This window comes from Streptomyces sp. NPDC050485 (assembly GCF_044458185.1).
Lineage (GTDB): Bacteria > Actinomycetota > Actinomycetes > Streptomycetales > Streptomycetaceae > Streptomyces.
Genome location: NZ_JBITHR010000009.1, coordinates 78,513 through 96,783 on the forward strand (window position 1 = coordinate 78,513; position 18,271 = coordinate 96,783).

Genomic DNA, 18,271 nt, shown 5'->3' on the forward strand with positions numbered 1-18,271 from the left:
ACGTGGCCGAGCTGCACACCCCCCGATCCCTGATCGTCACCCTTTACGGCGCCTACGGGCGCGAAACCTCCGGCTCGCTGGCGGTGGCCGAACTCATCCGGCTGCTCGCGGCGGTCGGCGTGGACGCGCCTTCCGTACGCTCGTCGGTGTCCCGGCTCAAACGGCGCGGGCTGCTCGTGGCGCAGCCCACCGCACAGGGCGCGGCCGGCTACGCGCTGTCGGCCGACGCCCGCCAGCTCCTGGAGGACGGCGACCGGCGGATCTACGCCCACCCCTCGCCGCGGGCCGCCGACGGCTGGGTGCTCGCGGTGTTCTCCGTCCCCGAGCCGGAACGCAGCAAGCGGCACGTCCTGCGCTCGCGCCTGGCCGGACTCGGCTTCGGGACGGCGGCGCCCGGCGTGTGGCTCGCCCCGGCGCGGCTCTACGACGAGACCCGGCACACCCTGGAACGGCTCCAACTCGCCCCGTACGTCGAGCTGTTCCGGGGTGAGCACCTCGGCTTCGCGCCCACCGTGGAGGCGGTCACCCGCTGGTGGGACCTGCCGGCCATCGCCAAGCAGCACGAGGACTTCCTCGACCGGCACGAACCGGTGCTGCGGCACTGGCAGGCGCGGGTCGGCGCGGGCCCCGGCGCACCGAACGACGCCGAGTCCGCCTACCGCGACTACCTCCTCGCCCTGGACTCCTGGCGCCGGCTGCCGTACGCCGACCCGGGGCTGCCCGCCGAACTCCTGCCCCGGGACTGGCCGGGCGGCCGCTCCGCCGAGGTCTTCGGCCGGCTGCACGGGCTGCTGCGGGAGGCGGGCACGGCGTTCGTACGGGGCGTGCTGGCCTGACGGTCCCGGGCCTGCGGTGCGCCGGGCCTGCGGTGCGCCACGGGCGCGCGGGCCGGTCTGTGCCCAAGGCGCTGTCATCGCCGCCATGAACCGGTGCGCCGCGAGCGCGCGGGCCGGTTCCCGGTGGCTCCCGGCGGCGACTCAGTTCAGGCTGAGGCGCGGTCGCGGCGCGTCCGTGCGGCCCGTCGGCGGTGTGCGGCTGCCCGCACGGTAGGGCAGCGGCCAGGTCGCACCCGGTCCGGCGTAGCCCTGCTCGGCCGCGGCGTGCAGCGTCCAGTGGGGGTCGTACAGGTGGGGGCGGGCGAGCGCGCACAAGTCGGCGCGGCCCGCGAGCAGCAGGGAGTTGACGTCGTCCCAGGACGAGATGGCGCCGACCGCCACGACGGGGATGCCCAGCTCGTTGCGGATCCGGTCGGCGAACGGGGTCTGGTACGAGCGCCCGTATTCGGGGAGTTCGTCGGGGACGACCTGACCGGTGGAGACGTCGATGGCGTCGGCGCCGTGCGCGGCGAAGGCCCGCGCGATCTCGACGGCGTCCTCGGCGGTGGTGCCGCCGTCGGCCCAGTCGGTGGCGGAGATGCGGACCGTCATGGGGCGTTCGTCGGGCCAGATGCCGCGTACCGCGTCGAAGACTTCGAGGGGGAAGCGGAGGCGGCCCGCGAGGGAACCGCCGTAGCCGTCCGTCCGTTGGTTGGTGAGAGGGGAGAGGAATCCGGAGAGCAAGTAGCCGTGGGCGCAGTGCAGTTCGAGGAGGTCGAATCCGCAGTTGGCCGCCCGCCAGGCGGCGGCCGCGAACTGTTCGCGGATGTCGGTGAGCCCCGCGCGGTCCAGCGCGTGCGGGACTTGGTTGACACCCGGCCGGTACGGGAGCGGGGAGGCGGCGGCGACGGGCCAGTTGCCGGTGTCGAGCGGCTGGTCGATGCCGTCCCACATCAGCTTGGTCGATCCCTTGCGCCCGGAGTGGCCGAGCTGGATGCCGAAGGCGGTGCCGGGTGCCTGCCGGTGCACGAAGTCGGCGATCCGCCGCCAGGCATGGGCCTGTTCGGGGGTGTAGAGGCCCGCGCAGCCGGGGGTGATCCGGCCCTCGGGGCTGACGCACACCATCTCGGTCATGACCAGGCCCGCGCCGCCGAGCGCCCGGGCGCCGAGGTGGACGAGGTGGAAGTCGCCGGGGACGCCGTCCACGGCGGAGTACATGTCCATGGGCGAGACGACCACGCGGTTCTTCAGTTCGAGGCCGCGCAGCCGGAAGGGGGTGAACATGGGCGGGGTGCCCGGCGGGCAGCCGAATTCCCGCTCGACGGTGTCGGTGAAACCGGGGTCGCGCAGCCGCAGGTTGCCGTGGGTGACCCGGCGGCTGCGGGTGAGAAGGTTGAAGGCGAACTGCCGGGCGGGCTGGTCGAGATGGCGCTCCAGCTCCTCGAACCAGCGCAGGCTGGCGGCGGCCGCACGCTGCGTCGACTCGACCACGGGCCGGCGTTCGCTCTCGTACGCGCTGAGGGCGGTGGGCAGATCGGGCTGCTCCTCGATGCAGGCGGCGAGCGCGAGGGCGTCCTCGACGGCGAGCTTGGTGCCGGAGCCGATGGAGAAGTGGGCGGTGTGCGCCGCGTCACCGAGCAGCACCGTATTGCCGTACGACCAGCGGTCGTTGACGACGGTGCGGAAGGCGGTCCAGGAGGACTTGTTGCCGCGCAGGGGCCGTCCGCCGAGGGCATCGGTGAAGATCTTCGCGCACTGGTCGGCGGAGGCGTCCGCGTCCAGCTCGTCGAATCCGGCCGCCGCCCACACCTCTTCCCGCATTTCGACGATGACCGTGGAGGAGTCGGCGGAGTAGGGATATCCGTGCAGCTGCATCACGCCGTGTTCGGTCTCGGCGATCTCGAACCGGAAGGCGTCGAAGGCGAAGTCCGCGGCGAGCCAGATGTAGCGGCAGCGGTGGTTGGTGATGCGGGGCGCGAAGTGGTCGGCGTGCGCCTCGCGGGTGAGGCTGTGCACCCCGTCCGCGGCGACCACCAGGTCGTATGCGGCGGCGAGTTCGGCCGCCGGCGGCGCCTCGGTGCGGAACCGGAGGCCGACGCCGAGCGAGCGGCAGCGTTCGTGCAGGATTTCCAGCAGCCTGCGCCGTCCGAGCGCGGCGAAGCCGTGCCCGCCGGAGGTGAGCGTGCGCCCCCGGTGCACGATGTCGATGTCGTCCCACCGTACGAACTCGGCACGCAGCGCCCGGTAGACGGCCGGGTCGGCGTGCTCGATTCCGCCGAGGGTCTCGTCGGACAGGACGACACCGAAGCCGAAGGTGTCGTCGGGGGCGTTCCGCTCCCAGACCGTGATGTCCCGTCCGGGGTCGAGCCGTTTGAGCAGGGCCGCGGCGTAGAGCCCGCCGGGTCCTCCGCCGATGACGGCGATCCGCAGGGGGGTGCCCTCGGGAGGCTGTGGAGCGGCGTCGGCTCGTGGGCCCGGCATCGCTAGCGCCCCTGCCATTTCGGGGGGCGCTTCTCGGTGAAGGCCGCGTGGAATTCGGCGTAGTCCGCGCCGGTCATCAGCAGGGCCTGGGTGGCCGCGTCCAGTTCGACGGAGGCGGCGAGCGGCATGTCGAGTTCGGCGGTGAGCAGCGCCTTGGTCTGGGCGTACGCGAGGGCGGGCCCTTCGGCGAGGCGACGGGCCAGCTCGGCGGCGCGTACGTCCGCGCGGCCCTCCTCCGTCAACTCGCTGAGCAGGCCGATCCGTTCGGCCTCGGGAGCGCGCACCGGTTCGCCGAGCATGAGCAGGCGGGTCGCGTGGCCGAGGCCGACGACCCTCGGCAGCAGATAGGCGGCGCCCATGTCGCCGCCCGACAGGCCGACCTTGGTGAAGAGGAAGGCGAACCGGGCGGTGGGGTCCGCGATGCGGAAGTCGGCGGCCAGCGCGAGGACGGCGCCCGCGCCGGCCGCGACGCCGTGGACCGCGGCGATCACGGGGAAGGGGCATTCGCGGATCGCCCGGACGACCTGCCCGGTCATCCGGTTGAAGTCGAGGATCTCGGCGGTGTTCATGGACAGGGTGGCGCCGATGATGTCGTCCACGTCGCCGCCGGAGCAGAAACCACGCCCCTCCCCCGCCAGGACCAGGGCGCGCACGGTGCGCTCCCTGGACAGTTCGGCGAGCAGGTCGCGCAGGTCGGCGTAGGCGCCGAAGGTCAGGGCGTTGAGTTTCTCCGGCCGGGCGAGGGTGACCGTCGCGACCCCGTCGGCCATCGAGAGCCGCAGATGGCGCCAGTTCTCGGTGGGGGACGCGGAGCTGGGAAAGGGGCTCATCTCAGTGCGGCCTCCTTCGGCGGGGCGGCAGGTGCCGCCGCTGCTTCTGCTGCCTGCCCGACGAAGGTATCACTCATACGTGACTGTCGTCACGAGTACGCGATAACCCTGTCCCGGCGCACGGTCGCCCGCGTGCGGCGGGACAGAGCCCAAAGTCCCGGCCCCCCGGTGCCGCACGGCCCCGGGAGCTCCGGCCGGGGTCCCCTGTTCCCGGCGCGGGCCGACTTCGTAAGGTTGAAAGCAGGACGAGCCCCCCCCCGCAACCCGAACGGAAACCCCCCGCCGTGCCCCCCGAGCCTTCCGGCCCCGCCGCCCATCAAGGCGACGCACCGTCCGCCTGGCGCATCCCACTCCCCCACACCACAGCCGCCGTGCCCATCGCGCGGGCCCTCATCCGCACCGCGCTCGCGGACATCGACGCGCCCGCCGACAGCGACACCGCCGAACTGCTCACGGCGGAACTCGTCGCCAACGCCGTCGAGCACACCGTGGGCGAGGCCCCGATCGAGCTGGTGGTGGAGCTGCTCGCGTCCGGCTGCCAGGTCGAGGTGCACGACGGTTCGCCGCTGCCGCCCGGCGATCTCACCACCACGGGTGCGGAGCCGGACCCCTGGCAGGAGCACGGCCGCGGCCTGCTCCTCATCCGCACCCTGAGCTCGGCCTGCGGCCACCGCCCCACCGCACACGGCAAGGCGGTCTGGTTCACGCTGCGGGGGCATCGGGCCTGACGCGGGGCGCGGTCCCGATTCCCCGCGACACGCTCAGCGCGGGTGGTTCCCGAGGGTGGCGACCATGACCGCCTTGATGGTGTGCATCCGGTTCTCGGCCTCGTCGAAGACGACCGAGTGCGCCGACTCGAAGACCTCGTCGGTCACTTCGAGCTCGCTCAGCCCGTACTGCTCGTGGATCTCGCGGCCGACCTGGGTGCCGAGGTCGTGGAAGGCGGGCAGGCAGTGCAGGAACTTGACGTCCGGGTTGCCGGTGGCGCGCAGCACGTCCATGGTCACCGCGTACGGCGCGAGGGCCTTGATCCGCTCGGCCCAGATCTCCTTCGGCTCGCCCATCGAGACCCAGACGTCGGTGGCCACGAAGTCCGCTCCGGCGACGCCCTCTTCGACGGACTCGGTCAGGGTGATCCGGGCGCCGCTCGCCCCGGCCGCCTCGCGCGCCCGCGCGACGATCTCCTCGGCCGGCCAGTAGGCCTTGGGGGCCACGATCCGTACGTCCATGCCGAGCAGGGCGCCGGTGACCAGATAGGAATTGCCCATGTTGAAGCGGGCATCACCCAGATAGGCGAAAGCGACCTCGCTCAGCGGCTTGTCCGTGTACTCGGTGACGGTGAGGACGTCGGCGAGCATCTGGGTGGGGTGCCAGTCGTCGGTCAGCCCGTTGTAGACCGGGACGCCGGCGTGTTCGGCGAGGGCCTCGACGGTCCGCTGGGCATCGCCCCGGAACTCGATCGCGTCGAACATCCGGCCAAGAACCCGGGCGGTGTCGCGCGAGGACTCCTTCTTGCCGATGTGCGAGCCCACCGGGTCGATGTACGTCGTCGACGCGCCCTGGTCGGCGGCGGCCACCTCGAAGGAGCAGCGGGTGCGGGTCGAGGCCTTCTCGAAGATCAGCGCGACGTTCTTGCCGCGCAGCCGCTGGACCTCCGCGCCCGCCTTCTTGGCCGCTTTGAGTTCGGCGGCGAGCGCGACGAGCCCGAGGAACTCCTCGGCCGTGAAGTCCAGCTCCTTGAGGAAGTGGCGGCCTGCGAGATCTATCGCCATGGTGGCTGCTCCTGGGGACGGATAGGGGACGACGAACGGAAACACTGGAACTATATACGGTTGAATGCATCACTATACGGCATCGCGCTCGACCGGACAGCTCATGCAGCGCGGACCGCCCCTCCCCCGCCCCAGCTCGCTGCCCCGAATCTCGATCACCTCGATGCCCTCCTTGCGCAGATGCGTATTGGTCGTCACGTTGCGCTCGTACGCGACGACCACACCCGGTTCGACGGCGAGCACGTTGCAGCCGTCGTCCCACTGCTCGCGCTCCGCCGAGTGCACGTCCTGGGTCGCGGTCAGCACCCTGATCCGGTCCAGGCCGAGCGCCGCCGCGATCGCCCGGTGCATGTGCTCCGGCGGATGGTCGGTGACCTTGAGATCCTGCTCTCCCGCGCCCGGCTCGATCGTGTACGAGCGGAGCATGCCCAGGCCCGCGTACTGGGTGAAGGTTTCTCCGTCCACCATCGTCATCACCGTGTCGAGATGCATGAACGCCCGCCGCTTCGGCATGTCGAGCGCCACGATGGTCTGCGCCGAGCCCGCCGCGAACAAGCCGCGGGCCAGCATCTCCACGGCCTGCGGGGTGGTCCGCTCGCTCATCCCGATCAGCACCGCCCCGTTCCCGATCACCAGGACGTCGCCGCCCTCGATGGTCGACGGATAGTCGCTCTGCCCCCGCGACCAGATGTTGAACGGACCCGCCTCGGGCCCCTTGAACAGCGGATGATGCCGGTAGATCGCCTCGAAGTGGACGGTCTCGCGCTGCCGGGCCGGCCAGCGCATCGCGTTGATGGACACCCCGTCGTAGATCCAGGCGGAGGTGTCGCGGGTGAAGATGTGGTTAGGCAGCGGGCCGAGCAGGAAGTCGTCCAGATCCATCGCGTGGAACCGCACCGACGTCGGCTCGGGATGCCTCTCCAGGAACTCCCGCTTGGTCATCCCGCCGACCAGCGCCTCCGCGAGATCGGCGGCCGGCAGCTCCTCGAAGGCCGCCCGCAGATGCCCGGTGGCCAGCGGCCCGTACTCCTTCTCGTCGAAGACCCGGTCCAGTACGAGCGCCCGCGCCTGCGGGATCGTCAGCGACTCGCGCAGCAGATCACCAAAGAGATGCACCTCCACCCCGCGGTCGCGGAGCACGTCCGCGAAACCGTCGTGCTCCTGTCTGGCCCGGCGCACCCACAGCACGTCGTCGAAGAGCAGCGCGTCCTTGTTGCTGGGCGTGAGCCGCTTCAGCTCCAGATCCGGCCGGTGGAGTATCACGCGGCGCAGCCGCCCAGTCTCGGAATCGACATGGAATCCCATGCCTCCATCCTGTCCCGCGACGGCCCCGCTCACCCGGCGAACACAGCCGCTGCCGGACGCCGGCCCGGGCCGGTGACCGCTCGCGGCAGGCTCTGGGCGCGCTACTGCCGCTGCGCCGCGAGCCGGGCGATCTCCGCCGGTCCCACCCGGCAGCACCCGCCGACCAGCCTGGCCCCTGCCGAGCGCCAGTCCCGCAGCCGGCCGGGATCGAACGTTCCGGCGCCCACCCAGCCCCGCCGCGCCGCATCCCACCGCTCGCCGCTGTTCGGGTAGACCACCACCGGCTTGCCCGTGACCGACGCCGCGAGCGGCACCGCCCGGTCGGCGTCGGCGGGGGCGCAGCAGTTCACACCGACCGCGATCACCTGGTCGTGGCCGGCCGCGAGCCCGAACGCCGCAGCCAGCTCCTGACCGGCCCGGGTACGCCCGCCCGCGATGCTGTACGAGAGCCACACCGGCACCCCGCACCCCTCCACCGCCCGCAGCAGCGCCTCCGCCTCATCGACATCCGGCACCGTCTCCAGCGCGAGCACATCGGGCCCGGCCGCCGCCAGCGCCTCGATGCGCGGCCGGTGGAACCGCTCCAGCTCACGGACGCTCAGCCCGTACCGCCCCCGGTACTCACTGCCGTCGGCCAGGAAGGCGCCGTAGGGGCCGATGGAGGCCGCGACCCAGATTTCGCGGAGTGGGTCCGGCGACACGGCGGGGCTTTGGAGGGCTCCCCCCGGCCCCTCGCCCAGGCCCTGCGGTCCGACGCCCGCGCGCACCTCCTCCGCCAAGTCCCCTGCCACACGGGCCAGTTCGACGCTTCTGGCCAGCAGGACTTCCGCCTCGCCGTGGCTCAGCCCTCGGCGGGCGAATCCTTCGAAGGTGGCCTGATAGCTGGCCGTGGTCAGGACCTGGGCGCCCGCCCGTACGTATGCCGCGTGCGCGGCCCGGATCTGCTGCGGGTCGTCCGCGAGCAGCCGGGCCGACCACAGTGCGTCGCTCAAGTCGCAGCCCTGGGCCTCCAGTTGGTTGGAGAGCCCGCCGTCGAGGACGACGATGCCCTGCGCGAGGGCCGCGGCGAGGGTCCGGGCGGGGCGCACGGTCAGGCTCCGCTCAGCTGCGGCAGCACCTGCGAGGAGATCAGCTCCAGCTGGTCGAGATCGTCCAGGTCGAGCAGCTGGAGGTAGATCCGGGAGGATCCGATGGCCTCGTACTTGCCGATCTTCTCCACGACTTCGGCGGGCGAACCCGCGAGTCCGTTGGCCTTGAGCTCCTCCACCTCGCGTCCGATGGCGGCGGCCCGGCGGGCCACCTGGGCGTCGTCCTTGCCGACGCAGACCACCAGCGCGTTGGAGTACACGAGGTCGTCGGCGCCGCGTCCGGCGGCTTCGGCGGCCGTCCTCACCCGGGTGAACTGCCGCTCGCTGTCCTCGATGGAGGCGAACGGGATGTTGAATTCGTCGGCGTACCGCGCGGCCAGCCTCGGCGTGCGGGTCGCCCCGTGTCCGCCGATCAGGACGGGCACGTTGGCCTGGGCCGGCTTGGGCAGCGCGGGCGAGTCACTGAGCTGGTAGTAGGTGCCCTGGTGGGTGAACGTCTGGCCCACCTCGGTGGCCCAGAGGCCGGTGATGATGGCCAGCTGCTCCTCCAGCCTGGCGAATTTCTCCTTGGGGAAGGGGATGCCGTACGCCTTGTGCTCGTCTTCGAACCAGCCTGCGCCCAGGCCGAGTTCGACCCGGCCGCCCGACATCTGGTCGACCTGGGCGACCTGGATGGCGAGCACGCCCGGCAGCCGGAAGGTGCCGGCCGTCATCAGGGTGCCGAGCCGGATCCGCTTGGTCTCGCGGGCGAGTCCGGCGAGGGTGATCCAGGCGTCGGTGGGGCCGGGAAGCCCGTCGGCGGATCCCATGCTCAGATAGTGGTCGGAGCGGAAGAAGGCGTCGAAGCCGAGGTCTTCGGTGGCCTTGGCGACGGTCAGGAGGGTGTCGTAGCCGGCGCCCTGCTGGGGCTCGGTGAAGATTCGAAGATCCATGCCTCCATCCTGCACCGTCGGACCACCGTCAACCCCCTCTCCACCACTCCTCCCAAGGCTGCCCGGTCGGGTGAACATTCGCCGGTCCGGCGGGGCGCGGCCGCCCTGACCGGTGACGTTCACGACGAGTGGTCGTTGGCTCGGGGGGAGCCGGACCGCCCGGCCCGCGCCTCGGCGGCCCTGCCCGGCGCGTCGATCGATTTTCCGCCCGGCCCGCCCTGCGGGAGGGCTTGGGCCGAGGAGGCCGCGATGTCCCAGGAAGCCGTGCCGGAGCGGACTGCGCCGCAGCAGTCGGCGGCGCAGTCCGCGCCCGAGCAGAAGGGTGCGCCGAGGGGGCTGTTGCAGCAGATGGAAGAGCTGATGGCGGCGCTGAACGCCGATCTGACGCAGCTCGACGCGGATCTGCAGTCCACCGCCGACCGCGCACCGAACAGCGCCGAGCGGGCCGAGCGGGCCGACTGAGCTGCCGTTGCTGCCAGTTGGCGATGAGTTTTCCCGGCCCGGACAGTCTCACCGTCGTCGACAAGCAACGCAGGAGGAAACACGTGGATCAGCTGCTGAGAGTCCAGAACTTCACTGTCTCGCGTGACGGATTCGGTGCCGGCGAGGACCAGAGCCTTGAGAGACCGTTCGGCCACGCCAATCCCGGGGAGCTGTTCGCCTGGGCCGGAGCCACGGCGAGCTGGCCCATGCGCACCGACCCCGGGGGGAGCCGAGGCCTTGACGACTACCTCACGCGAGACTTCGCACGCAATATCGGCGCCGAGATCATGGGCCGCAACAAGTTCGGGCCCCAGCGCGGGCCCTGGCAGGACCATGACTGGCGCGGCTGGTGGGGTGCCGAGCCCCCGTTCCACACCCCGGTGTTCGTCATGACCCACCACAAGCGTCCCTCGTTCACGCTCTCCGACACCACATTCCACTTCGTGGACGGCGACCCGGCCACGGTCCTCGAACTGGCACGGGAAGCCGCCCAGGGCAAGGACGTCCGGCTCGGCGGCGGCGCCACCACCATCCGGGAGTTCCTCGACGCCGACCTCGTGGACACCATGCATGTGGCCGTCTCGCCGGTGAAGCTCGGGTCCGGGGTACGACTCTGGGAGTCACCCGACGAACTGCTCGACCGCTTCCACCTCGACATCGTGCCCAGCGCGAGCGGCGTGACGCACCACCTGTTCTGGCGGAAGTAACCAGGGTCCGCCACGGCCCTGCTACGGCGGCGCATCCCGCCGCGCGGCGCCGTTCATGGCGGGCCGGCCGTCGAGTCGCGGAGTGCTCAGGCCGATCTCTCCTGTCTTTCCTGCTCCCGTATGGTGAGCCGGCGCAGCATTCCGCGTACCCGGTCGCTCGACTCGTCGGCGGCGTCGATCGCCTCCATGCACTGCCAGTACAGTCCCTCCTCGTCCGTGGCGCAGGCCACGGAGACGAGGGCCATGGCGACGTCGCCGAGGAGTCCGCCCAGTGCGGTCAACGCGCCTGCGGGGTCGGCCACTTCGGACAGCTGGGCGGCCCGGATACCGCCGATCCGCATCCCGGGGTGGTCGAGGACGGCGCAGCCCCGGCCGCCGGCTTCGCCGAGGCCGCGTGCTTCTCCTCTCAGTTCTGGCGGGCCGGTGGCCGCGAGGTGGCCGCCGATCGCCTGCGCGAGGGCCTGTGCCTGCCAGGCCTCGGCCACGATGTCGGGCGCTGACCGGCTCTGGGCCAGCGCGTGTTGGCCGACTTTCACGAGCCGTACTGCATCCATCCGATGTCCCCGTTCCTGCGATGGACCACGGCCGTCGCATCCACTACCTAGCGTGAGCTTGAGTAGCCCGGAAAGCCAGAGGAAATCGGAATTCTGTGCACAGCAAGCTGTTTGTGAATATCTCGGTCACTCAGATGAGTGACTCTCCGTGTCCGTCGGGTGGTTGTGGGGGGTCTTCGGCGGTTCCGGGACGGGGAAACGGAGTTCATTGCGGTCGATCTTGGCGGCGAGGGCCGCGAGCGCGTCGATGCCGAGTACTTCGCAGAGTTGGAGCAGATAGGCGAGGACGTCGGCGACCTCGTCGGTGACGCGGTGGGCCTTGTCGGGGTCGGTCATCACGCGGTCCGACTGCTCGGGGGTGAGCCACTGGAAGATTTCGAGCAGTTCGGACGCCTCGACGCTGAGCGCGGCGGCGAGGTTCTTCGGGGTGTGGTACGGCTCCCAGTTGCGGGCGGCGGCGAAGGCGGCGAGTCTGCGCTGCAGGGCCGGTACGTCGAGTTCGGTCACGGCCCCAGGTCTACCACCGTCGCCCCCTGGGCTTCGCGGGCGCCCGCCGGGTGCCCGACGGCGGCCAGCAGCCGGATGTGGCCGCGGGCGCACATCGACCCGGCGAGGGTGAGGAGTTCGCGGGTCTGGCGTGGGTCGAGGCCGCGGTCGAGGCCGTCGGCGAGGACGGCGAGGGTCTGCATGGCCGGGGGCACTTCGGCGACGGTGTCGACGGCGAGGACGCCGGGTCCGGTGAGCAGGACGAGGGCCAGGGCGAGGTAGCGCAGTTCGCCTTCGCCGAGCCTGCCGACGGGGGTGCCGTGCCGGCTGCCGCCGCGGGCGAGGACGGCTCGTAACGTACCGTCGGCGAGCTCTTCGGCCGCCAGGCCGGTGACGGGTCCGACGCAGCCGGCGCGGGCGGCGGTGACCAGCAGGCCGTGCCGGATGCCGCATTCGGCGCGGGTGCGGAGCAGGACTTCGGCGAGGTTGTCGCAGCCGCGCCGGAGCCGGCCGTCGCTGTTTCCCTGGGCGGGGACGACATGTTCGCGCATGCGCTGCGGCTGGGGGTCGCAGGCGAACACGGAGCGCAGGGCGACGACGACCTGTTCGGCGGCGGCCAGGACGCGCAGTTGCCCTTCCGTCTTGCCGGCGACGCGCAGCGGCAGCAGCGCGGTGCCGAGCCGGTCGTCGGGGAGCGGGGCGCGGGTGACCGGGACCGCGCCGGCGGTGTGCCAGGCGGCCTGGACGGTGGAGCGGCCGGGGTCGCGCAGCGCCGTGCTGAGGAGCGTCTGCCCCTCGCTGGTCAAACGTTCGCCGACGACGCGGAGTTCCGGTTCGGCCTGGACGGCGAGGTCGAGGCGGACGGGGCCCGCGGGTCCGTCGACGGTGCAGCCGATGCGGAATCCGCGTCTCCCCTGGGCGTCGGCCCCGGCCCCTTCGGGCACGCAGCCCACCGGGTCGCGGAACACGGATCCGAGAGAGGCGCCGGAGCCGAGTCGGGCGAGGGCTTCGAATGCTTCCAGGATGCTCGTCTTGCCGCTGCCGCTGGACCCGGTGACCAGGGTCAGGGGGCCGAGCGGGACGGTGGCGCCGCGGTGTTTCCTGAAGGCGGACAGCCGGAGTTCGGTGACGGTGGGTCGGTCGGGCCGGCCGGTTCGGTCACTGATGGTGGTCATGGCAGGGACCGTACGCAGCCCGAAAACTGACGAACCGTTCCGCCGCCCTGACCTTCCTACGAACGAGGGACGGCACAGCGCTGCGGGACGGTTCTGGGCGAGGCGGTGGATCGGTGGGCGCGTGGGGCGCCGGTTCAGGGTTGCGGGACGGCCGCCGCGGCGATGCCTTCCACTTCGGTGCCGACCGGGGCCAGCAGGAAGACGTTGCGGTCGACGCGGTGCATCCCGCTGCCGAGCCCGAAGACGACACCGGTACTGAAGTCCAGGATCCGCTTGGCGACTTCGGGGTCGGCGCCGGTCAGGTCGAGGAGGACCGGGATCTGCGCCATGAGGTATTCGGCCACTTCGCGGGCGTCGGCGAAGATCTGGACCCGCAGGACGACGAAGCGCCGCTGTTCGACGGTCGCGTAGTCGCCGGGGATGGTGTTGTGGTCGACCCTGGAGGGCCATTCGTTGCGGCTGCGCAGCGGAACGACCTGGGCGAGCCCCTCCCACTGTTCGTCGGTGACGTCGTACCTGCTCACCGGACCACCTCACCCATGTGCTGTATCTGCATCCGGCCATGATGACGCCGCTCACCCGTTCAGCCCAACTTCAACACGGCTGTCCGGGTGTCGGCTATGACTCATCCTCAGATCAGGGACCTCTGCGACGGTACGACGACCCCGTACAGGTCGGCGATCGTCGCGAGCGCGCCGTGGTGGATCTGCGCGGCGGCGAGCTCGGTGCCCGCCGACCGCAAGGGGCGCGTCGCGCAGGCGTCGGCGACCACCGTGGGCCGGTTTCCGCGCAGGAACGCGCCCTCCGCCGTGAACGTCACGGGGTCGTCGTAGGCATGGAAGTACCACCGCAGGTCGCTGGTCGCGTGCGGGGTTTCGCGGCTCACCCGCGTCGGGGGCCGCGCTTCGAAGCTACGGCGCGCCGGACAGTGTCGGCAATGTCATCTAACCTGCAGATTCAGACATCTCTGTCGCCCGACCAGGCACCGGCCACCGCGTGGGAGACCCATGAGCACGCTCGAACGACTCGTCGTGATCGTCCTCTTCGAGGGGGTCGACCTGCTCGACGTCACGGGGCCGCCCGAGGTGTTCTCCCTGCTGCGGCGCGAGACGGACGACGCGTCGGGCTACCGCGTCGTCCTGGCCGCCGAGACCATGGACCCCGTCACCACATCGGCCGGCGTACGCATCCTCCCCGACACCACCTTCCGCGAGGCGCACACGAGAAGCATCGACACGCTCCTGGTGCCCGGGGCGGTGGAGGTCGACGACCAGCGCCGCGTACACGCCCTCACCGACCCCGCTGTGGTCGGCTGGGTGAGGACACTCGCCGGTGGGGCACGACGGGTCACGTCCGTATGCGTCGGGGCCCACATCCTCGCCGCCGCGGGACTGCTCGACGGCAAGCGCGCCACCACCCACTGGTCGACCGCGCACCAACTGGCCGCCGACCACCCCCCGATCGAGGTCGACGCCGACCCGATCTTCATCCGCTCGGGCGACGTGTGGACCGGCGCGGGGATCAGCGCCTGCCTCGACCTGTCACTCGCCCTGGTCGCCGAGGACTTCGGCGAGCTGGTCGCCCTGCGCGTCGCCCGGCAACTCGTGATGTATCTGAAACGGCCGAGCGGGCAGAGCCAGTTCAGCGTTCCCCTCGAACCCGTCTCCACGACACGGCGCGTCGAGGACCTCCGTCACCACATCCTGCGCAGCATCGGCGACCAGCTAACCGTCGCGGATCTCGCCGCGTACGCCCACGTCAGCGAGCGCCAGCTCACCCGGATCTTCAAGGCCGAACTCGGCATGCCCCCGAGCGCCTACATCGAGTCGGTCCGCGTCGAAAGGGCGCGCCACCAACTCGAATCCACCGATGCCACCCTCGAACGCATCGTGTCCATCTGCGGGTTCGGCACGACCGACACCCTGCTCCGGGCATTCCGCCGGAGACTCGGCACGACGCCCGCGGAGTACCGCCGCCGCTTCCGGTCCGGGGCCGGGTGACGCGTTTCTAGTGGGTGGGCGCCTCGGCTCCGCGGTCTCGTTCCATGCCGCGCAGGTAGTCGAGTACGGCCAGTACGCGACGGTGGTTCTCCCCCGACGCGGGGATCTGCAACTTGCCCAGGATGGAGGTGACGTGCTTCTCCACGGCGCGTTCGGAGATGCCCAGGCGGTTGACGATGCCGCTGTTGGTCAGGCCGGTCGCGACGAGTTCGAGGACCTGGCGTTCGCGGCAGGTGAGGAGGTCGGTGGCGCGGCGCTCTCGGGAGTTTCCGACGAACTGCTTGAATATCTCGGAGTCCAGTACGGTTTCGCCCTTGGCCACCCGCTTGAGGGCACAGAGGAACTCGTCGAAGTCGCCGACCCGCTGTTTCAGCAGGTAGCCGGAGCCGGCGGGCGCGTTGCGCAGGAGCTCTTCCGCGTAGGTGTGCTCGATGTACTGGGACAGCACCAGCACCGCCGTGTCCGGACAGGACTCCTGGACCGCGCGGGCCGCTCGGATGCCCTCGTCGGTATAGGTGGGGGGCATCCGGACGTCCATGATCGCCACATCGGGGGCCAGTTCGCGGACCACCTGGAGGATGTTCTCGGCGTCGCCCAGTGAGGCGACCACCTCGATCCCCTCGTCCGCCAGCAACCGCGCCATCCCCACCCTCAACAGGGCGGAATCTTCGGCCAATGCCACGCGCATGGCGACTCCTGAGTACTGAAGTCGGCCCAGCGGAGGGACTGAACCGGACGAACGACGGCTGGGGGGCAAGGGTTCAGCACGTAGTGTTCGGGCTGGTGGGGTGTGCAGGTGATCAGCATAGGCGAGCGTGGTCCGTATACCACCCCAACCTCGGCTTCATTGCCTTTCGTTGAGCATCGCGATCGCGCCCCGGCCCGCCAGGCGCCGGGTCGCCGAGACGGCGACGGCGACGGCGACCGCCAGACACGCGGCGACCAGACCGGCGAGAACGGTCCACGGGACACTGATGTCGACCGTTCCGTACGCCGCCTTCAGCGCGCCCCGGTACGCCCACAGGCCGAGGGTGATCACGACGGCGGCGAGGCCCGCTCCGAGCACGGTGGTGGTCACGGTCTCCCACAGGGCCATCCGGCGCAGTTGCCGCTCGCTGACGCCGACCATGCGCATCCCGGCGATCTCCCGGCCCCGCCTGCTGTAGGACATGACCAGGGTGCCGGCCACCGCGATCAGCGCGTACACCGAGGCGGGTCCGATCAGTACGAGCACCACGAGTTTGTTGAGCCGGTCCTGGTCACTGGTGGAGTGGCCGAACCAGTCCGCGGTGGGGGTCACCTTGGCGCCGGCGTCCCGCAGTTCGCCGTTCAGCTGGGCCGCCGTCGCGCCGATGGCACCGGCCCGCGCCGCGTCGAGCAGGACCGTGGCCCGCTCGGGCGCCGCCGCTCCGCTCGTGCCGGGCGGCAGGACCAGGTGCGGCACCGCCGAGCCGCCGTCCAGCACGGCCGTCACCTCGGCGGTGACCGGATCGCCGCCGAAGCGCCCGTAGGTGAGGCGGTCGCCCGCGTGGACGGCGTACCAGTCGGAGAACTCCTTGGAGACCGCGACCGTGCCCGGGGCGAGCGCCCGGACGCTGCCTTGCGGCGCGCTGATCCGGTGGGTACGGGCCAGGTCCGGCACATCGGCGACGGCGGCGTCGTCCTGCCATGCCGAGTACGGCCCGGCCACCGCGACGTCCAGCGCGGCGGGCGCCGATACGGCACGCACACCGGGCTGTTCGCGCAGTTTGGTCAGTACGCTCTGGCTCAGGCCCTCGCCCGGCGAGAGTGGCTCCACCACCAACTGGCCCACGGTGCGCTGCCGGTCGTCGGCGGTGGTGGTGGCGCCGGTGCTGGCGAGCACCGAGGTGAAGGTGCCGACGATGGCCACGATGACGAGGACCGGGCCGACCAGTGAGGCGGTCCGGCGCCTGGATGTGATCACCGCTTCCACCGCCAGGAGGCCGGCGACCGACTGCGTCCGCTTCACCCCGGCCGTCAACAGCCTGATCAGCGCCGGGAGATACAGCGGGCCGAGCAGCGCCGCCGCCAGGGTGAGACCCATCGGGCCGAAGAGCGCCAGCGGGGTGGCCGCCTCCGCGCCCGCGTTCGGAGCCAGCACGAGCATCACGGCGCCGCCGGCGAGCAGCAGGAAGCCCGCCGTCCCGCGTCCGGCGGTCATCGCCCGGGCGTCCAGATCGGCCTCGCGCAGTGCCTCGGCGGGACCGGTGCGCGCGGCCTGCCGGGAGGCGGCCGTCGCGCCGAGTACGGCGATGAGGAAACCGCAGGCGGCGGCGATCAGCAGCGGGCCGCCGAGAGACCCGGTCCGCATGTCGACGGGCGACAGACCGGTGCCGTTGAGCCCGCTCACCGCCGAAGGTGTGGCGAGGGCCGCCACCGCGCAGCCGACCAGGGTGGCCGGTACCGCCACCGCCACCGACTCGCCGATCACCATGCGCCGTACCTGCCGCCCGCCCGCGCCGACCAGCCGCAGCAGTCCCATGTCCCGGCGGCGCAGGGCGACGCTGAACGCGCCGGTTCCGGCGATGACGAAGATCGTGACGAAGGCGGAGATGACGGCGGCCAGCACCAGGACGGTCTGGATCCCGCCCATGTCGGGGGCGCCGGTGATCAGGGTGTGGCTCGCGCCCTCACCGTCCTTGAGGGTGATGGAGGAGCCGGCCGAGCCCGCGGGCCGCGGCACGTTCCAGGTCGCGGTGAGCGCGGCGGCCGACACCCCGATGAGCGCGACCCCGAGGGCCAGCGCGATGAAGGTGCCCGCGAACAGCGCCCAGTAGTGCCGTACCGAGCGTACGGAAAGCCGCCACATCAGGACTCCCACTGACCGAGACGGGCCGCGACCTGCTCGGCCGTCGGGTTGTCGATCTTGTCCACGGTCTGGCCGTCGTACAGGAAGACCACCCGGTCCGCCCATGCCGCCGCCACCGGGTCGTGGGTCACCATCACCACAGTCCGGCCGGCCCGGTCCACCACGTCCCGCAGCAGCGCCATGATCTGCCGGCCGGTCTGCCGGTCGAGCGATCCGGTCGGTTCGTCGGCGTAGACGATCTCGGGCTGGGCCACCAGGGTCCTGGCGATAGCCACCCGCTGCTGCTGGCCGCCGGAGAGCTGCGCGGGGCGCCGCCCCGCCTTGTCCTCCAGACCCACCTGCCGCAGTGCCTCCAGGACGACCGCGCGCTGCGGCCGGACGCCGTTCAGCCGCAGCGGCAACGCGACGTTCTCGTACGCCGTCAGCATGGGCAGCAGGTTGAACTGCTGGAAGACGAAGCCGATGCGGCTGCGCCGGATCAGCGTCAGCTGCTGCTCGTCGCAGCCGCCCAGGTCGGTCTCGCCCAGGAGCACCTGTCCGCTGGTGGGGCGGTCAAGGCCGGCGGCGCAGTGCAGCAGGGTCGTCTTGCCCGCGCCGGACGGGCCCATGATCGCGGTCATCGACCTCGCCGGGAACCCCACCGTGACCTCCCGCAGCACCGGCACCGGCCCCGCCGCGCCGGGGTAGCTCTTGGAGACGGAGACCATCTGGGTCGCCGGTAGCTGGATGTCGGTGAGCAGTGGCATCGGTGGATCCTCGGTGGGGTCGAAGGTGATACGTCCAGTCCAGCACGGGCGAAGCCGCAGGACAGTG

At 71.5% G+C, this 18,271-nt stretch carries 18 protein-coding genes and 1 pseudogene; 5 read left to right on the top strand and 14 right to left on the bottom strand.

Features of this window, described 5'->3' with window-relative positions; all coding sequences use genetic code 11:
- Positions 1-2 precede the first annotated feature (2 nt).
- Positions 3-836: a PaaX family transcriptional regulator C-terminal domain-containing protein gene (locus ACIBK6_RS19835; protein WP_399052572.1), complete on the top strand. Its 834-nt coding sequence runs from the start codon at positions 3-5 to the stop codon at positions 834-836.
- 141 nt (positions 837-977) lie between these two features.
- Here the strand turns inward: ACIBK6_RS19835 and ACIBK6_RS19840 are convergent, their stop codons facing one another.
- Both ACIBK6_RS19840 and ACIBK6_RS19845 read right to left on the bottom strand, forming a co-directional pair.
- Complete coding sequence (locus ACIBK6_RS19840; RefSeq protein WP_399052573.1) at positions 978-3,296, bottom strand: bifunctional salicylyl-CoA 5-hydroxylase/oxidoreductase; 2,319 nt, start codon at positions 3,294-3,296, stop codon at positions 978-980.
- Positions 3,297-3,298: 2 nt separating this feature from the next.
- Entirely contained in the window at positions 3,299-4,126 is an 828-nt protein-coding gene (locus tag ACIBK6_RS19845) for an enoyl-CoA hydratase family protein (protein WP_399052574.1), read from the bottom strand.
- A gap of 284 nt (positions 4,127-4,410) precedes the next feature.
- On the opposite strand from ACIBK6_RS19845, the gene ACIBK6_RS19850 reads away from it, so the two are divergent.
- A complete protein-coding gene (locus ACIBK6_RS19850; protein ID WP_399052575.1) occupies positions 4,411-4,854 on the top strand; it encodes an ATP-binding protein in 444 nt (147 codons plus the stop codon).
- A 33-nt stretch (positions 4,855-4,887) separates the two neighbouring features.
- On the opposite strand, the gene argF is transcribed toward ACIBK6_RS19850, so the two are convergent.
- The 4 genes from argF to ACIBK6_RS19870 all read right to left on the bottom strand — a co-directional run bounded on the left by argF (position 4,888) and on the right by ACIBK6_RS19870 (position 9,223).
- Positions 4,888-5,898: an ornithine carbamoyltransferase gene (gene argF, locus ACIBK6_RS19855; protein ID WP_399052576.1), complete on the bottom strand. Its 1,011-nt coding sequence runs from the start codon at positions 5,896-5,898 to the stop codon at positions 4,888-4,890.
- A gap of 72 nt (positions 5,899-5,970) precedes the next feature.
- A complete protein-coding gene (locus tag ACIBK6_RS19860; protein WP_399052577.1) occupies positions 5,971-7,203 on the bottom strand; it encodes an arginine deiminase in 1,233 nt (410 codons plus the stop codon).
- A 101-nt stretch (positions 7,204-7,304) separates the two neighbouring features.
- Positions 7,305-8,291, bottom strand: a complete 987-nt coding sequence (mmuM, locus tag ACIBK6_RS19865; protein ID WP_399052579.1) for a homocysteine S-methyltransferase — start codon at positions 8,289-8,291, stop codon at positions 7,305-7,307.
- Between the two features lie 2 nt (positions 8,292-8,293).
- The gene (locus tag ACIBK6_RS19870; protein WP_399052580.1) at positions 8,294-9,223 is read right to left on the bottom strand and encodes an LLM class F420-dependent oxidoreductase; all 930 of its coding nucleotides are present in this window, start codon (positions 9,221-9,223) and stop codon (positions 8,294-8,296) included.
- Positions 9,224-9,472: 249 nt separating this feature from the next.
- On the opposite strand from ACIBK6_RS19870, the gene ACIBK6_RS19875 reads away from it, so the two are divergent.
- Entirely contained in the window at positions 9,473-9,685 is a 213-nt protein-coding gene (locus ACIBK6_RS19875; RefSeq protein ID WP_399052581.1) for a hypothetical protein, read from the top strand.
- 83 nt (positions 9,686-9,768) lie between these two features.
- On the top strand, positions 9,769-10,413 hold the full coding sequence (locus ACIBK6_RS19880; RefSeq protein WP_399052582.1) for a dihydrofolate reductase family protein: 645 nt from the start codon (positions 9,769-9,771) through the stop codon (positions 10,411-10,413).
- Positions 10,414-10,499: 86 nt separating this feature from the next.
- Here ACIBK6_RS19880 and ACIBK6_RS19885 read toward each other — a convergent pair whose 3' ends face one another.
- The 5 genes and pseudogenes from ACIBK6_RS19885 to ACIBK6_RS19905 form a co-directional block, all read right to left on the bottom strand.
- A complete protein-coding gene (locus tag ACIBK6_RS19885; protein ID WP_399052583.1) occupies positions 10,500-10,967 on the bottom strand; it encodes a DUF6099 family protein in 468 nt (155 codons plus the stop codon).
- A gap of 126 nt (positions 10,968-11,093) precedes the next feature.
- A complete protein-coding gene (locus tag ACIBK6_RS19890) occupies positions 11,094-11,474 on the bottom strand; it encodes a nucleotide pyrophosphohydrolase (RefSeq protein ID WP_399052584.1) in 381 nt (126 codons plus the stop codon).
- Complete coding sequence (locus ACIBK6_RS19895; RefSeq protein WP_399052585.1) at positions 11,471-12,628, bottom strand: AAA family ATPase; 1,158 nt, start codon at positions 12,626-12,628, stop codon at positions 11,471-11,473. The genes ACIBK6_RS19890 and ACIBK6_RS19895 overlap by 4 nt, the downstream gene beginning before the upstream one ends.
- A 134-nt stretch (positions 12,629-12,762) precedes the next feature.
- Positions 12,763-13,152 carry a cell division protein SepF gene (locus ACIBK6_RS19900; protein WP_399052586.1) on the bottom strand — a complete coding sequence of 130 codons (390 nt, stop codon included), beginning with the start codon at positions 13,150-13,152 and terminating at the stop codon, positions 12,763-12,765.
- Between the two features lie 107 nt (positions 13,153-13,259).
- Positions 13,260-13,448, bottom strand: a pseudogene (locus tag ACIBK6_RS19905) (cysteine hydrolase); the annotation flags it as partial.
- 187 nt (positions 13,449-13,635) lie between these two features.
- On the opposite strand from ACIBK6_RS19905, the gene ACIBK6_RS19910 reads away from it, so the two are divergent.
- On the top strand, positions 13,636-14,628 hold the full coding sequence (locus tag ACIBK6_RS19910) for a GlxA family transcriptional regulator (RefSeq protein WP_399052587.1): 993 nt from the start codon (positions 13,636-13,638) through the stop codon (positions 14,626-14,628).
- Positions 14,629-14,635: 7 nt separating this feature from the next.
- Here ACIBK6_RS19910 and ACIBK6_RS19915 read toward each other — a convergent pair whose 3' ends face one another.
- The 3 genes from ACIBK6_RS19915 to ACIBK6_RS19925 form a co-directional block, all read right to left on the bottom strand.
- Complete coding sequence (locus ACIBK6_RS19915) at positions 14,636-15,316, bottom strand: response regulator (RefSeq protein WP_399052588.1); 681 nt, start codon at positions 15,314-15,316, stop codon at positions 14,636-14,638.
- 156 nt (positions 15,317-15,472) lie between these two features.
- On the bottom strand, positions 15,473-17,458 hold the full coding sequence (locus tag ACIBK6_RS19920) for an FtsX-like permease family protein (protein WP_399052589.1): 1,986 nt from the start codon (positions 17,456-17,458) through the stop codon (positions 15,473-15,475).
- A complete protein-coding gene (locus tag ACIBK6_RS19925; protein ID WP_399052590.1) occupies positions 17,458-18,204 on the bottom strand; it encodes an ABC transporter ATP-binding protein in 747 nt (248 codons plus the stop codon). Before ACIBK6_RS19925 ends, ACIBK6_RS19920 begins: the two co-directional genes overlap by 1 nt.
- Between the last annotated feature and the right edge of the window lie 67 nt (positions 18,205-18,271).